This window comes from Pseudomonas sp. AC172 (genome assembly GCF_979258595.1).
Window position 1 is genome coordinate 2,789,191 of record NZ_OZ409868.1, and the last position, 14,363, is coordinate 2,803,553.

The window sequence follows — 14,363 nt, forward strand, 5'->3', positions numbered from 1 at the left end:
AAAGTTCCTTTTCCGAGCGCCGATGTAACGGTCTTCTACCAATGTCACCTCCAGGGACCGGCCATGTATTACCCGCGCGAAGCTGCCAAGGATCACCTCTACAACCGTATCGTCATGCTGACCGTTGCTTGCTGCGTAGTGCTGCTGCTCGCTGCAATGGCTCACAAGTCCGGCATGCTTTATGGGGCGCTGAGTTTCAACGGTGTGGAAACCCGGGGCAGTGTCACGGCACTGGAACAGATTCCGATGAACGCCAATGGCAAGGTCATTCACTATCAATACACCGATGCCCAAGGCCAGCCCCATGAAGGGCAACACGCCGACGAACGCTACGTCGAGCATACCCGGTATGAAGTCGATGGCCCCATCACCCTGCTAGTGTCGCCCTGGATGCCGGATAAAAGCTGCATCGCCAGCCAGTTGCAGAGTTACCGCACGAGCTTCTACATCATGAGCGGCGGCGCGCTGCTCGCGTTGCTGTTTCTGCTGATCTCCGGCAGGACGTTCTGGCAGATTCAGGCGATGAAAGAACAGGACCGGTTTTATTGACTGACCAGGTCACTGCTGCGGCGCCACCACCTTGAACTTGATGGCGATGTTCTTGGACACCACGGTGTCTGCCCACTCCCCCGCGCCGAGGCCGAAATCGTCGCGTTTGAGCACCAGGTCACCGTCGAAAATGCCGATGTCGCTGCCCGGCTTCAGTTCCACCGGTACCTGCACTTCGCGGGTAACGCCCTTGAGGGTGAGTTGTCCGTCGATCAGATAGCGACGCTCGGCCACTTGGGTGAAACGCCGGGACTCAAACACCGCCACGGGAAATTTTTCGGTGTCGAACCACGCCGGTTTCACCAGTTCGGTGTTGGCGTCTTCACTGCCGGCATCGATGCTGGTGAGGTCGATGTGCAACGTGGTGTGGGCGTTGGCGAGGTTTTCGGTGTCAAAGTCCAGCGTCGCCTCGAACTTGCCGAAGGTGCCGTACATCCGCGAGCCCATCTGGTTGTAGGTAAAGCTGATCTGACTGGCGCTGGTGTTGACCCGGGTGTATTCGACAGCGTGTGCGACAGAGACAACGCACAGCGAACACGCGGCAGCCACCAGCAATCGCATCGACATCGGATTCTCCAGGCGGGCTTGCCATCAAGGGCCTCGATTGACTTAAGCAAACAACCGGGCATTGCGCCAGCACCTACACCAGACGCTCGATTTTCTGATGCTGCCAGACCAGTTTGTAATAAAGAGTCTGCAACACCAGCATGCTCAGATACGCCACCGGAAACGCCATCCACACGCCCTGCAAACCATATTGCCCGTCCAGCCAGTACGCCGCCGGCAGTTGCACACCGACCACACAAATGATCGCAATGATCACCGGCACCAACACCGTCCCGCTGGCGCGCATGATCCCGCCGATGATGGCCTGAAAACCAAAGACCAACAGACTCCACAGCATGATATGCAGCAGATGCTCAGCCATTGCCCGGGTCGAATCCTCGGTCAGGAACAGCCCCAGCAACCAGGGCGACAACAGGTAACCGAGCACAATCAAACCGCCGGTCAGGCACACGTTGATCAATAGCCCGGTGCGCAAAATCGGCCCCATGCGCTCCAGTCGCCCGGCGCCGATAGCCTGCGCACCGAGGATCGAGGCGGTGATCGCAATCGACAACGCGGGGAACTGCACATAGTTGACGATCTGCGTCACTGCGCCATAGGCCGCCGTCGCTTGCGAACCGTGCTGGTTGACCAGCGCCAGGATCACCAGCTCCGACAGCGACAGCACAATCATCTGCACGCCGGTCGGCAGGCCGATGCGCAACACCTTGCCGAGAATCGCCCCGTCGAGCCGCAGTGCGGCGAAGAATTCGCGGTCCGGCGCCAACGGATGGCCCTTGCGAATCAGGCGCCACGCCAGCCATGCCATTGCCGCCAGGTTGCCGGCCAGCCCCGCGTACGCCGCACTCTGAATGCCCAGTTGCGGCAGGCCGAACCAGCCGCGAATCAGCGCCGGGGTCAAGGCCAGCCCGACACAGGTTGACACCACCAGTGCCAGCAGCGGCGACAGCGTGTCGCTGACCCCGCGCAACAGTTGGGTGAACAACACAAACACCAGCAGCGACGGCAAGATCCACATCATCACATGGGCATACGCCACCGCATCGTCGAGCACATCCGCCGGCGTCCCCAACCCCGCCAACGCCTGCCGCGCGAACACGCTGCCCAACACCGCAGCCACCAGTCCGATCAATACGCCCAGCAACAGCGTCGCCCCGGCAATCGCCTTGACCATGTGCGACTCACGCGCGCCCCACGCCTGACCGATCAACACACCGGCGCCTGCGCCGAGGCCGATCACCAGTGCGATAAAGAAGAACACGATGGGAAACATCCCCGACACGGCCGCAAGCGCCTGGGTGCCGAGCATCTGACCGATATAGATGCTGTTGACCGTACCCGACATCGATTGCAGAAAGTTCGACAGCACCATCGGCGCGAGAAACAGCAGGTAGGTGTGCCAGAGTGGGCGTTGGGCGACGGCTTGCATTGAATAGAGGTCCATCTCGAGCGGCGGGAGAGCTGATGAAGGATAGCTTCGGCGAGTTGCACGCGGGGCGCAATTAACATTTCAAATCGATGTTTATGACCGGTGCCCGCGCCTGTGTAATGAGCACGGATCTGTAGGTGTCGGTTCAGAGCTGTGGTAAACAACTGTCCACTTCCATTGCTCTCATTGAGACTCTGCTCATGCCGCACCTTGCCAATCTGTTGACCGCCAGCCTCTTTGCCCTGCTCGCCACCAGCGCTCACGCTGCCGCGCCCGCCGAAACGTTGAAGCCGTTGCTGGAAACACTCAACGAACGCCTGAACATCGGCGACCTCGTCGCACTGACCAAATGGGACAGCGGCAAGCCGATTCAAGACAGCCCTCGTGAGGCGCAGGTCATCGCCAATGCCCGAGCGCTGGCCGCCGAGCACAAGCTCGACCCGGAAGACGTGGCGCAACTGATTGCGGCGCAAATGGAGGCTAACAAACTGGTGCAGTACGGGTTGCTCGCGCAATGGCAGGCGGCGGGTGCCGCGCCGGACACTCCGCGCCCCGACCTGGGCAAGCAGATCCGCCCCCGTCTGGACGAACTGCAAACCCGCCTGCTGCAGCAATACGCTGACTTCACGCCGTATCGCCATGATGCGAATTGTCCGGTGTGGCTAGCCAAGGCGCGCAGTGGCCTGACCCACGACGTGCTGCATGAACTGGCTTTGACGCGGGCTACCGGTGAGCTGTGCGTGCGATCAACAACCCCATGAAACGGGGGCTCGGGCATACATTGCTGGCGTCGATAGTTACCATCACGTCAATGAAGTTCTCATAAAAAATCCACGGCGTAACATCGGCTCCAGACAAACAACTACCCCTTGGAGCACACGATCATGAAACGCCAAACCCTTCTCAGCATCGCTTTCTCGGTTTTCGCCATTAACGCTTTTGCCGCCACCCCGGCACATACCCAGGTCGCTGAAGGCGGCTCGGACAAGTTGATTGAAAGTCGTGTTGCCGAGGGCGGTTCCGATCGTCTGATCGAACGCCGCGTTGCCGAAGGTGGTTCCGATCGTCTGATCGAACGCCGCGTTGCCGAAGGCGGTTCCGATCGTCTGCTCGAACGCCGTGTTGCCGAAGGTGGTTCCGATCGTCTGATCGAACGCCGCGTTGCCGAAGGCGGTTCCGATCGTCTGCTCGAACGCCGTGTTGCCGAAGGTGGTTCCGATCGTCTGATCGAACGCCGCGTTGCCGAAGGTGGTTCCGATCGTCTGATCGAACGCCGCGTTGCCGAAGGTGGTTCCGATCGTCTGCTTGAACGCCGTGTTGCCGAAGGTGGTTCCGATCGTCTGCTTGAACGCCGCGTCGCATAAATCACTGGCTTTAGCGTAATCCCCTGAAAAGCCCGGCCTGATCAGCCGGGCTTTTGCTTGTTCGCGTCATCCATTACCTGACTGGTCACCCGGCGTCCATTGCGCATACCATGCGCTCACAACTCCAAAACAGACCTTGCCCCCCCATGCTCAAAGCCAGTCTGCGTAGCCACCTCACCCTTTGGTTTACCGGTTTATCTTTGTTGACGCTGCTTAGCGTGGGCTTCTATGTCGGCCACATCGCCACTGAACAAATGAAGCAGGTCAGTGGCAATGCGTTGCTCAACACCGCGCGTTCGGCCGCATCGTTATTGGGTGAACAACTGCGCGAACGCCAGTTGGAGGTTTATCTGCTCAGCCGCGCGCCGCATCTGGAGCGTGGCGATCTGGACAACCCGGCCATTCTCAAATCGATGCAGTTGCGCACCCAGGCACGCGCCGAATATGCGTGGATGGGCGTCACCGATGCCGAGGGCAAAGTGCATCAAGCGGTAAACGGCTTGCTGGTCGGCCAATCGGTGCAACAACGGCCATGGTTCCAGGCCGGGTTGCGCGGGGAGTACACCGGCGATCCCCATGAGGCGGTGCTGCTGGCGAAAATGTTGCCGGGGTTGCCGAACGGCGAACCGCTGCGTTTCATCGATTTCGCCGCGCCGATCCGTAACGCCGACGGTCAGGTGATTGGCGTCCTGGGCGCACACGCGCACTGGAGTTGGGTAACACGCATTGTTGAGTCAGCGGCGTTTTCACATAAAAACTCAACGCCGGATATCGAGGCGCTGATCATCGATCACGATGGCAAGATTCTCTATCCGGAAGCGCTGGCGGGCCAGCAACTGGCGGCGACGGATTCGAAGTTACAGGGATGGACGGCGGGCAACGGCTTTCTCACCAGCATGGTCACCGTACCAACACCGTCGAGCACGGCGCTGTCGTGGTCGATCGCCGTGCGCCAGCCATTGGAAACCGCGCTGCAACCGGCGCGTCTGCTGCTCTACAAACTGCTGATACTGGGCGTGGTCGCGGCCGTGCTGTTTGGCCTGGTGGCCTACTATCTGGCGCTGTATCTGAGCCGACCGATCGAACAGCTCGCGCATTCGGCCAGACAAGTTCAGAACAAACAGCCCGGTGCACAATTCCCGCTGCAACACCCGGTGCGGGAAATTGCTCAGCTCGGCCAGTCCATCGATGCAATGACGCAATCACTGCTCAGCAAAGAGCGCGAACTGCAAGAGGCCAATGCCTCGCTGGAAGCCACCGTCGCGCAACGCACCGCTGCCCTGACACAGGCCAACGCCGAGCTGCTGAGTCTGGCGACCCACGACAGTTTGACCGGCGTTTACAACCGTCGCCGTTTCGACGAGAAACTCACCGAATACACACTGCTGTTCCGCCGCACCGGACGTCCGTTTTCCCTGCTGCTGATCGATGCCGACCACTTCAAGCGCATCAACGACACCCACGGTCACGCGGTGGGTGATGAGGTGCTGCAACAGTTGGCGCAACTGATTCAGGCCAGCTTGCGCACCACCGATTTCGTCGCCCGTTATGGCGGCGAAGAGTTCGCTGTACTGTTGCCGGAAATCGCCCAACCCGACACCCCGGAAGTGGTCGCCGAGAAAATTCGCGCGGCAGTTGCCGAAGCCGATTTCCCTGCGGTCGGAAATGTGACGGTGAGCATCGGTGTCGGCCTGGCAGACCCGGCCGACAACAGCCACAGCGCACTGATCAAACGCGCCGATCAGCAGCTGTATCAGGCCAAGGCGGCGGGTCGTAATCGGGTGGCGTGATCAGGCCTTCACTGCTTCAAGTGGTCGACCAGCTTACCGACCACCAGATCTGAGACATGGCTGAACGCTTTGCGCAACGCATCAGGATCCGTGGCGTACTGCTCCGGTGTGTAGGCGATGGTGTTGGCATCGTTGGATACGGAAATAGTGTCGACATTGCGCCATACCGCCGAGCCGTTACGTTTGATTTGCGCCGTGGCGCCGATCACCGGGTACAACACACTGCTGAAATTCTTCAGGCAGAGGCCCCATTGCGAGACCAGGATTTCGACCTCGGCATCGGCTCGCTCACCCTCTCCCACCACGGTAAACAGATGTTCCTGCTGCACGCGTTTTTCGAAGCTTTGCCGAATCAGCTGACTCAGGTCGATGCCATTGGCCTTCATGTTGTTGCGAATCGCCAGAGTGATATCTCCGGTGGCCACGTCCGCCGCTTTCGTCCCAGCGACGGAACCCGCCCCCGCCAACGCACCGGCGCCACTGGTCAAAGCGCCGGAATTCATGCCCGCCGCTGCGCCTGCTCCGGCGCCCAGACCTGCGCCCCAGGCCTGCGTCATGCTCGTGTATTGAAAGTTGTCGACGGCAACATACACCGGCAGCACTTTCAGGGTTTTGATTTGCTGGCGGTCTTCAACGCTGAGATCTTTGGTCACACAACCCGTCAGCAGAACGAAGGCAGCCATAACGCCGAATAACTTTTTCATGTCATTTTTCAATCAGGGACTTGGGTAACAGGCATATCGCCCGGACACGCCAATACTTGAATCGCACACCGAAGCGCCAGCCATCCCCAACATTTGTTCAGGGTTGAACGATATTGGCCGGGGCGTGACCGTCAACGTCGAAGCTCTGCAGATACGCCAGCAAGTTGCCGACTTTCTCCTCGTCACTCAGCCCCCAGAAAATCATCCGCGTACCGGGCACCACGCCTTTCGGATCTTTCAGATACGCGATCAGCGTTTCGCGATCCCAGGTCAGGCCCGAGTTTTTCATCGCATCGGAATACACGTAATTGGCTGACGTCCCGGCAGCCCGGCCGATGATGCCGTTGAGTTGCGGGCCGAATCCGGGACGGGCCGATTCGCCAACCTGATGGCAGCCGCCACAGAGGCGCGGGAAGATTTTCGCCCCGGCTTCAGGATCGCCTGCAGCGTGGGTGAACGTACTGAGCAGGCTGGTGGCGAGCATCAGGGCGAGTGACAGTGCAGCGGTGTTTTTCATCACGGGTTCCGGGTCGGTCTGCATCGGGCGGCGCAAGGGTAGCATTTTGTTTTTACAGGTAAGCGCCAATGATCTTGCTGATTTTGCTCAATGCCTGGCGCAACACATCCATCTCTACCGAACCCAGCGCCAGACGAATCGCATGCGGCGCATGGCCCGCCACCGAAAACGGCTCCGCCGTGGTGACGGAAATCTGCTGGTGCATCAGCTCGACGACAATCTGATCGGCGCGCACATCCTCCGGCAGCGGCAGCCACAAGAAATACGACGCTGGATGGCCAATGCTCGGCAAGCCCTTCAGCACCTCGGCCGCCAGCGCTTGCCGCGCCTTGGCGTCGTGGCGTTTCTGTTCCTCGAGCAACGTCACCGTGCCGTCGTCGAGCCAGCCACAGGCGATGGCAGTCATGATGCCCGGCGTGTTCCAGGTGGTGGCGCGGATGATGCGTTCCAGTGCCGGTACCCGCATTGTCGGCGCGGCGATGAAACCGACGCGCAGGCCGGTGGCGATGTTTTTCGACAGACCCGAGACGTACACCGTGCGCTCCGGCGCCAGATCGACCAGCGTACGCGGTGGGTTGTCCACCAGAAACGCGTAGGCCGCGTCTTCGATGATCGTCAGATCATGTCGACGGGCAATCGCCACCAAGTGCTCGCGCTGCGCTAACGACATCACCCAGCCCAGCGGATTATGCAACGTCGGCATGCTGTACACGGCACGCACCGAGCGACTGCGGCAGAGTTTGTCGAGTGCCGCGAGATCCGGCCCCTGATCACTGAACGCAATCGCCACGACTTCCAGATGCAGCGCTTCGGCCAGTACCTTGAAGCCGGAATAGGTCAGCGCGTCGGCGGCAATGACATCGCCGGGTTTGAGCAATGCCATCAACGTGACGGCGAGGCCTTGCTGGGCGCCATTGACGATCAGCACTTGCTCGGCTTCGACCGTCACCCCGCGCGTCAGCAGATGCCGGGCAACCGACGCACGCTCGTGGGCACGCCCGGCATGCGGTTGATAACGCAGCAACGCTTCCAGGTCGCCCGACAACGCCAATTGGCGCAGCGCAGTGCGCAAAAGGTCGGCCTGACCGGGCAATGACGGGTAATTGAAATTGAGGTCGATCATACCGACCGCCACGTCTTTCTGATCGATGCCCTGCCCCGACGACAATGAGGTTTCGCGCACAAAGGTGCCGCGACCGGTCTCGCCGCTGACCAGGCCCATGGCCTCAAGCTCCGCGTACACCCGCGAGGCCGTGACCAGCGCCAGCCCTTCTTGAGCGGCCAGTTGCCGATGGGGCGGCAACCGCGTACCCGGCGGCAACTGCCCCGAGCGAATGTCCGCCGCGTAGGCGTCAACCAATGTTTTGTAGCGCGAACGTGGCATGCCGGGTGTATCCATGACAATTTTTTGATTGTGCTGATTCTCGGCCCTAGCATGGCCGCGACGCAACCCACTTCTGAGCGTGATCTGGCATGGAACAGACTTCGAATCTGAGCACCCCGGCACTGGAAAAAACCAGCGGCTGGATCAACGGCTTTATCGGTGTAGTGATCTTCAGCGGCTCGCTGCCGGCCACGCGTCTGGCGGTGCTGGAGTTCGATCCGGTGTTTCTCACCGTGGTTCGCGCAGCCATCGCCGGGGTCTTGGCGGTGGCGCTGTTGTGGCTGTTTCGCGAACGGCGTCCGGCGCGCGATCAATGGCTGCCGCTGTTGATTGTCGCGCTGGGCGTAGTGCTCGGCTTTCCCCTGCTGACCGCCCTGGCGCTGCAACACGTGACGTCGGCGCATTCGATTGTGTTTGTCGGATTGTTGCCATTGGCCACGGCGATATTTGCCGTGCTGCGCGGCGGTGAACGGCCGCGACCGGTGTTCTGGATTTTCTCCATTCTCGGCAGCGCTTTGGTCGTCGGTTTCGCCTTGGCACAAGGCCTGACTGCCTCGCCCACCGGTGACCTGCTGATGCTCGCGGCGATTCTGGCCTGCGGCCTCGGCTATGCCGAAGGCGCGAAGCTGTCGCGCGCCCTCGGCGGCTGGCAGGTGATTTGCTGGGCGCTGGTACTGTCGCTGCCACTCATGGCGGTGTTGAGTGTGTGGCTGGCGCCCGCCTCGTTCAGCACCATCAGTCTATCGGCGTGGGTGGGTCTGGCCTATGTGTCGCTGTTCAGCATGCTGATCGGCTTTGTGTTCTGGTATCGCGGCCTGGCTCAGGGCGGGATTGCAGCGGTGGGTCAGTTGCAATTACTGCAGCCGTTTTTCGGTCTGGCGTTGGCGGCGACCCTGCTGCATGAACAGGTCAGCCTCGGCATGCTCGCCTCGACGCTGGGTGTGATCCTGTGTGTGGCCGGAGCGAAGAAATTCGCCAAATGATCCTCAGGCGCCGGCCTTCCACTCGCGAGGGCTGAGCCCGGTCTTGCGCCGAAACGCCCGGGCCAGCGCCGAAGGACTTTCGTAACCGACCTCCTCGGCAATCAGCGCAATCGCTTTGCCTTCACGCAAGCGTTTCTGCGCCAGACTGACCCGCCAGCTCAGCAAATAATCGGCCGGCGTCTGCCCGACCACCCGGCGAAACTGCTCGGCAAAACCGGCGCGGGACAGGTTGGCGACAGCGGCCAGATCCGCCACGCTCCATGGCTTTTGCGGTTGCTCGTGCATCAGGTTCAAGGCACGCGACAGACGTGGATCGGCCAGCCCGGCGATCATCCCCGGTTGTTGCTCGCGACTGCTGATGAGGTGTCGCAGCAACAGAATCACCAGCAGTTCGAACAGGCGATCCATCACCGCTACGCGCCCGCAATGACCTTCGAACGCCTCCTTGAACAGCCACTCCACAGTACTGGCCAGTTCCGGGATTTGCGTCAGTTTCAGCACCAGATAATCCGGCAGTGCCGCCGCCAGCGCATTGCCGGAACCGCCGTCAAACGTCAGCGTGGCGCAAACTACCCGAGTGTCCATGGCTTCGTCGGCAAACATGCGATGGGCGAAGGGCCGGGGGAAGAAGATCAGCGACGGTTCACTGAGCCGGATCTCACGTTCGCTGCCCGGCTTGAGCAGCAATTCACCGGCCTGCAAGAGATGCACATGGCCGACCGGTTCATTTTCATGAACCGCGACGCCGCAGAACGTGCCGCTGTGAAAAGTGCCGGCCGTCACACCGAAATGGCTGAGCAATGTTGAAAGGCGATCCATGGACGACTCCAAGAGCATATCTGGACGATCTGCCGCATATCCTCGACGATTTGCCGCCAACCCACCAGCCTCACTCAATAACATGACCTCCATCCCCGGCGCACCTTGCACCGGACTCTCGGAGAATCACCATGAGCCGCATCCACGCTATCAGCCTCGAAACCGCCACCGACGCCAGCCGCCCAGTGCTGGAAGGCGTGAAAAAGAAAATCGGTTTCCTGCCCAACGTCTTCACCACCCTGGCCAAAGCACCGGTTGCCCTCGAAACCTACGTGCAAGCCTCAGCAATCCTCGGCAAAACCTCGCTGAGCGCCCAGGAAAAAGAAGCGGTGTACCTCGCCACCTCACAGGTCAATGGTTGCGATTATTGCCTCGCAGCGCACACCTTGTTTGCCGGCAAGGCCGGGCTCTCGGCGCAAGACATCGTCGCCGCCCGCACTGCCGGCATCGACGACGTGAAGATCATTGAAGTGATTGCACTGGTAGCCGTGCAGAGCCTGACCAACTACCTGAACAACGCGGCGCTGACCGATATCGACTTCCCGGCCATCTGAATTCTGGCCGAACACCAACACCAGTGGAAGCGAGCCTGCTAGCGATAGCGGCGTGTCATTCAAAGCATCTTTGATTGATCCGACCGCATCGCGAGCAGGCTCGCTCCCACAGTTTTAACGTGCGTACAACCCAAGCGGCAAAGCCGCTCCACTCAACAGGATGAGCGTTAGCTCGGCTGCCGCTCTTGATCTTGATCCAAGGGCGACGTCGGAAGGCTGAGTGGAGGGATCCCGCAGCGAAGGAACCCCGAGCCCCAGCGAGCGGGCCGCACGTAGGAGCAAGCCTTTTTGGTTACTTTTTTCTGGGCCGGCACTCCGGGCGTCTGGAAAAAGTGACCCGCCGTAAGGGCGGAACCCTAATCAGCAACACCCGCAGCAACGGATATGTACCCGGTAAGCCAGATAATCAATGATGCTCCTCACCCGCCCGCTTCAGCAATTTCTTGCACCGCTCAGACAAATGAAACACCTGCAAATGCTTACCCGCCTTGGCATAACGCTCGCGCAAAGTCTTCAACGCCGCAATCGCCGAATAATCGACAAAACTCAAATGCCGACAATCCAAAGTCACCCGAGCCGGATCATTAGCCGGATCGAACTGATTGAGAAACGGCGTAGTCGAGGCAAAAAACAAAGTGCCATGCAGACGATAAAGCTTGCTTCCGTCAGCCTCCAGATGCTGATCGGCATACAGTTCACGGGCCTGCTGCCAGGCAAAGTTAAGCGCGGCAATGATAATGCCGCAGAGCACGGCGGTGGCCAGATCAGTGAACACCGTGATAGTGGTCACAGCGATGATCACCAGCACATCGTTGAGCGGCACTTTGTTCACCACCCGCAACGACGCCCAGGCAAAAGTCTGCTGCGACACCACAAACATCACACCCACCAGCGCCGCCAGCGGAATACGCTCGATCAGCGGCGACAGAAACAGAATGAACAACAGAATCAGCACCCCCGCGACCACGCCAGACAAACGCCCGCGCCCACCGGAACTGAGGTTGATCACGGTCTGGCCGATCATCGCGCACCCGCCCATACCGCCGAACGCACCCGAGACCATATTGGCCGCCCCAAGCGCCACGCACTCACGATCCGGGTAGCCACGGGTTTCGGTGATTTCGTCGGTGAGGTTCAACGTCAGCAGGGTTTCCAGCAGACCGACCAGCGCCATCAGAATCGCGTATGGCGCGATGATGCGCAGGGTTTCGACATTCCACGGGATGTCCGGCAAAGCGAAAGTCGGCAAGCCGCCGGCGATGTGCGCCATGTCGCCAAGGGTGCGGGTCGGCAGGCCGAACAGGTAAACCAGCAGGCCGACGCCGAGGATCGCCACCAGTGCCGGCGGCACCGCTTTTGTCAGGCGCGGCAAGAGGTAAACGATGGCCATGGTCAGCGCCACCAGCCCGGTCATCAGATACAGCGGCGTACCGCTGAGCCAGTCTTCACCGCTCTTGAAATGCTCCAGTTGCGCCAGCGCAATGATGATCGCCAACCCGTTGACGAAACCGAGCATCACCGGGTGCGGCACCATGCGCACCAGTTTGCCCAGGCGCAGCAAGCCGAACGCCAGCATGATCAAGCCGCCGAGCAACACCGTCGCCAGCAGATACTGCACGCCGTGCTGCACCACCAGCGCGACGATGACCACGGCCATCGAACCCGCCGCGCCGGAGACCATGCCCGGTCGGCCACCGAACAACGCCGTCAGCGTGCAGATAATGAAGGCGCCGTACAGGCCCATCAACGGATTGAGGTGCGCCACCAGCGCGAACGCAATGCATTCGGGCAACAGGGCAAACGAGGTGGTGAGTCCGGCCAGGACATCGGCGCGCAGACGAATCGGTTTCATGGCTTACCTGATTGAGCGGCCGTCGAGCGCGGCTGCAGGTGTTCGGGAAAAAGAGGGTTGCGGATGTTACGGAATTGTCGCGGATCGGGCCAGTGAACGCTGACACTTGTGGGTTCGGGCTTTATGCTGGCGCGCTCCTGTATTCATCGAGTCCGACATGTCTGCATTTCTGACGTCCCGCGAAGTGTGCCAGCGTTTGCGTGAAGCGGCGCTCGGTGTGCTCGCATTGAAAGTCTGCGAAGCACCTGCCCAGACCGGACTGATCACAGTCGATATCGACGGCTGGCGCCTGCTGCTGGATTTTGCCGGGGGGCGATTACATCACTGCGAATACGCCCGCAGCGGCGAGGGGCAAGAGGGCTTGCTAGAGCGCTGGCAGCGTTTCGGCACTGACCCGGTGAGCCTGCTCAGTACCTGGGAATTGGCGCAGATCGAGCAATTGCTCAAAGCGCAGACGAACGAGGTTGCTCAATGATGGCACTCTGCCCATAATTCGCGCCCTCCTCTATTCCCACGCAAGGAACTGCCGTGAAGAAGTCGCTGTTGTTGATCCCGATGCTGGCCGTGCTGCTGCAAGGCTGTGGCATGACCATGACCCGCTACGAGCCGAGTTTCGAGAACGTGCAGAAGCTCAAGCAAACCCCGCCGCTGCATGCGATCAGCAATCCTCAGGTCAACGCCGAATCCGGTGAAGGTTCGCTGGTGGTCCGCGCCAACCCGGTGCGCTCGCCGTCCGGCAGCATCCCGGCGCACATTCAGGACGCGATCACCGAAGAACTGCGCAAGGCCGGTCTGCTTGATCCACAGGCTCAGCGTCAGTTGAAAGTGCTGGTGGTGAAAAACGAACTGTCCGCCGGCATGGGCACGGGCGACGGCAAACTGGCTGCTCGTTTCACCCTGCTCAACGGCAACGATGTGGTGTACGACGCCACCAAGAATGTCAGCAGCCAATGGAGCAGCAGCTTCTTTGGTTTCATTGCGATTCCGAATGCGGTCAACGCTTACAACCCGATGGTGCGTGACTTGCTGAAAGAACTGTATAGCGATCCACAGTTCATTCAGGCCCTGAAGTAAGGGCAAAAAAAAGAGTCGCGATTGCGGCTCTTTTTTTGGCTTCAAGCACGTGGAATACGGGTTTCGAGTGCCGAGTACTTCAGGTTTTTGTTATCAACCATTTGCTTGAGCAACGCGTTGACCTGACGGGTGAAGGTGTCATTCACCGCCTCTTTAGGCGTGTTGGCCATCAGCGGGATGAACCAGATACCGATCCAGGTGCCGATCGCATCGTGATTGCTTGCGGTGTTCAGGGCCTGGCCCGATCCGTCCACGGCTTCGAGGCTCATGGTGTACTGATCGGTGCCATACGCCGGGATCACCCCCAGGCTGAAACCGCTGATGAAGCCCAGCACCATGGAGCCGGCATTCGGCGGATGGTTGTACATTTTCAGACGCAGGCTGTAGTCGCCCGGCTGCTTCTGGAATTCATCCAGGGTGACACGGCCGAACAGGCCAGAATCGGTCAGGATTTTTTGTAGTTGTGGTTTCAGTTGATCACGGGCTTGCGGCACTTCCACGGCGGAGCCGCTTCTCGGTTCGCCCTGATAGAAGTCGAAATCGACGTAGACGTTTGGCTTGTTGGTGTAACTGGCCATCGACGGCATGGTCACCGGCGCCACTTCGTCTTTGGTGAAACTGGCACAACCGCCCAGCGCAAGTACCAGCCCCAGCGCCAGAATTTTCCCGAATTGCATGATGTCCGTCCCTATGTGTACAAGACCAGATGATGGCATTGAGCCTTCATTGCGAAGGCCGGGCGGATTCTAGAGAGAGCGGCCTTCCAGCGAAAGCCTG

General features: G+C 60.2%; 16 protein-coding genes. 8 read left to right on the forward strand and 8 right to left on the reverse strand.

From position 1 onward, the window contains the following. Positions 1-63 precede the first annotated feature (63 nt). Positions 64-549, forward strand: a complete 486-nt coding sequence (locus ACZ0A4_RS12420; RefSeq protein WP_463574944.1) for a hypothetical protein — start codon at positions 64-66, stop codon at positions 547-549. Between the two features lie 9 nt (positions 550-558). Here the strand turns inward: ACZ0A4_RS12420 and ACZ0A4_RS12425 are convergent, their stop codons facing one another. Further along, a complete protein-coding gene (locus tag ACZ0A4_RS12425) occupies positions 559-1,116 on the reverse strand; it encodes a YceI family protein (protein ID WP_463574946.1) in 558 nt (185 codons plus the stop codon). Between the two features lie 73 nt (positions 1,117-1,189). Then, positions 1,190-2,545, reverse strand: a complete 1,356-nt coding sequence (locus ACZ0A4_RS12430; RefSeq protein ID WP_463574948.1) for an MATE family efflux transporter — start codon at positions 2,543-2,545, stop codon at positions 1,190-1,192. Positions 2,546-2,745: 200 nt separating this feature from the next. Here ACZ0A4_RS12430 and ACZ0A4_RS12435 point away from each other — a divergent pair, with 200 nt between their 5' ends. The 3 genes from ACZ0A4_RS12435 (at position 2,746) to ACZ0A4_RS12445 (ending at position 5,699) form a co-directional block, all read left to right on the forward strand. Beyond that, a complete protein-coding gene (locus ACZ0A4_RS12435; RefSeq protein ID WP_463574950.1) occupies positions 2,746-3,306 on the forward strand; it encodes a chorismate mutase in 561 nt (186 codons plus the stop codon). Positions 3,307-3,429: 123 nt separating this feature from the next. Further along, on the forward strand, positions 3,430-3,909 hold the full coding sequence (locus ACZ0A4_RS12440) for a phage infection protein (RefSeq protein WP_463574951.1): 480 nt from the start codon (positions 3,430-3,432) through the stop codon (positions 3,907-3,909). 146 nt (positions 3,910-4,055) lie between these two features. Beyond that, a complete protein-coding gene (locus ACZ0A4_RS12445; protein WP_463574953.1) occupies positions 4,056-5,699 on the forward strand; it encodes a sensor domain-containing diguanylate cyclase in 1,644 nt (547 codons plus the stop codon). 8 nt (positions 5,700-5,707) lie between these two features. On the opposite strand, the gene ACZ0A4_RS12450 is transcribed toward ACZ0A4_RS12445, so the two are convergent. The 3 genes from ACZ0A4_RS12450 to ACZ0A4_RS12460 form a co-directional block, all read right to left on the reverse strand. Continuing rightward, on the reverse strand, positions 5,708-6,403 hold the full coding sequence (locus ACZ0A4_RS12450) for a hypothetical protein (RefSeq protein WP_463574955.1): 696 nt from the start codon (positions 6,401-6,403) through the stop codon (positions 5,708-5,710). Between the two features lie 97 nt (positions 6,404-6,500). Further along, positions 6,501-6,920 (reverse strand): c-type cytochrome, encoded by a 420-nt coding sequence (locus tag ACZ0A4_RS12455; protein WP_463574956.1) that lies wholly within the window; start codon positions 6,918-6,920, stop codon positions 6,501-6,503. Positions 6,921-6,972: 52 nt separating this feature from the next. Then, positions 6,973-8,304, reverse strand: a complete 1,332-nt coding sequence (locus ACZ0A4_RS12460) for an aminotransferase-like domain-containing protein (protein ID WP_463574957.1) — start codon at positions 8,302-8,304, stop codon at positions 6,973-6,975. Between the two features lie 89 nt (positions 8,305-8,393). Between ACZ0A4_RS12460 and ACZ0A4_RS12465 the strand changes: the two genes are divergently transcribed. Next, complete coding sequence (locus tag ACZ0A4_RS12465; protein ID WP_463574959.1) at positions 8,394-9,287, forward strand: DMT family transporter; 894 nt, start codon at positions 8,394-8,396, stop codon at positions 9,285-9,287. Between the two features lie 3 nt (positions 9,288-9,290). Here the strand turns inward: ACZ0A4_RS12465 and ACZ0A4_RS12470 are convergent, their stop codons facing one another. Further along, positions 9,291-10,106 (reverse strand): cupin domain-containing protein, encoded by an 816-nt coding sequence (locus ACZ0A4_RS12470; RefSeq protein WP_463574960.1) that lies wholly within the window; start codon positions 10,104-10,106, stop codon positions 9,291-9,293. Positions 10,107-10,237: 131 nt separating this feature from the next. On the opposite strand from ACZ0A4_RS12470, the gene ACZ0A4_RS12475 reads away from it, so the two are divergent. Continuing rightward, positions 10,238-10,660: a carboxymuconolactone decarboxylase family protein gene (locus ACZ0A4_RS12475; protein ID WP_463574961.1), complete on the forward strand. Its 423-nt coding sequence runs from the start codon at positions 10,238-10,240 to the stop codon at positions 10,658-10,660. Positions 10,661-11,066: 406 nt separating this feature from the next. On the opposite strand, the gene ACZ0A4_RS12480 is transcribed toward ACZ0A4_RS12475, so the two are convergent. Then, on the reverse strand, positions 11,067-12,512 hold the full coding sequence (locus ACZ0A4_RS12480; RefSeq protein WP_463574962.1) for a SulP family inorganic anion transporter: 1,446 nt from the start codon (positions 12,510-12,512) through the stop codon (positions 11,067-11,069). 157 nt (positions 12,513-12,669) lie between these two features. On the opposite strand from ACZ0A4_RS12480, the gene ACZ0A4_RS12485 reads away from it, so the two are divergent. Further along, a complete protein-coding gene (locus ACZ0A4_RS12485; RefSeq protein WP_463574964.1) occupies positions 12,670-12,987 on the forward strand; it encodes a DUF7693 family protein in 318 nt (105 codons plus the stop codon). 53 nt (positions 12,988-13,040) lie between these two features. Beyond that, complete coding sequence (locus ACZ0A4_RS12490; protein ID WP_463574965.1) at positions 13,041-13,586, forward strand: hypothetical protein; 546 nt, start codon at positions 13,041-13,043, stop codon at positions 13,584-13,586. A gap of 41 nt (positions 13,587-13,627) precedes the next feature. Here the strand turns inward: ACZ0A4_RS12490 and ACZ0A4_RS12495 are convergent, their stop codons facing one another. Then, positions 13,628-14,263, reverse strand: coding sequence for a hypothetical protein (locus ACZ0A4_RS12495; RefSeq protein WP_463574966.1), 636 nt, complete (start codon positions 14,261-14,263; stop codon positions 13,628-13,630). Positions 14,264-14,363: the final 100 nt, after the last annotated feature.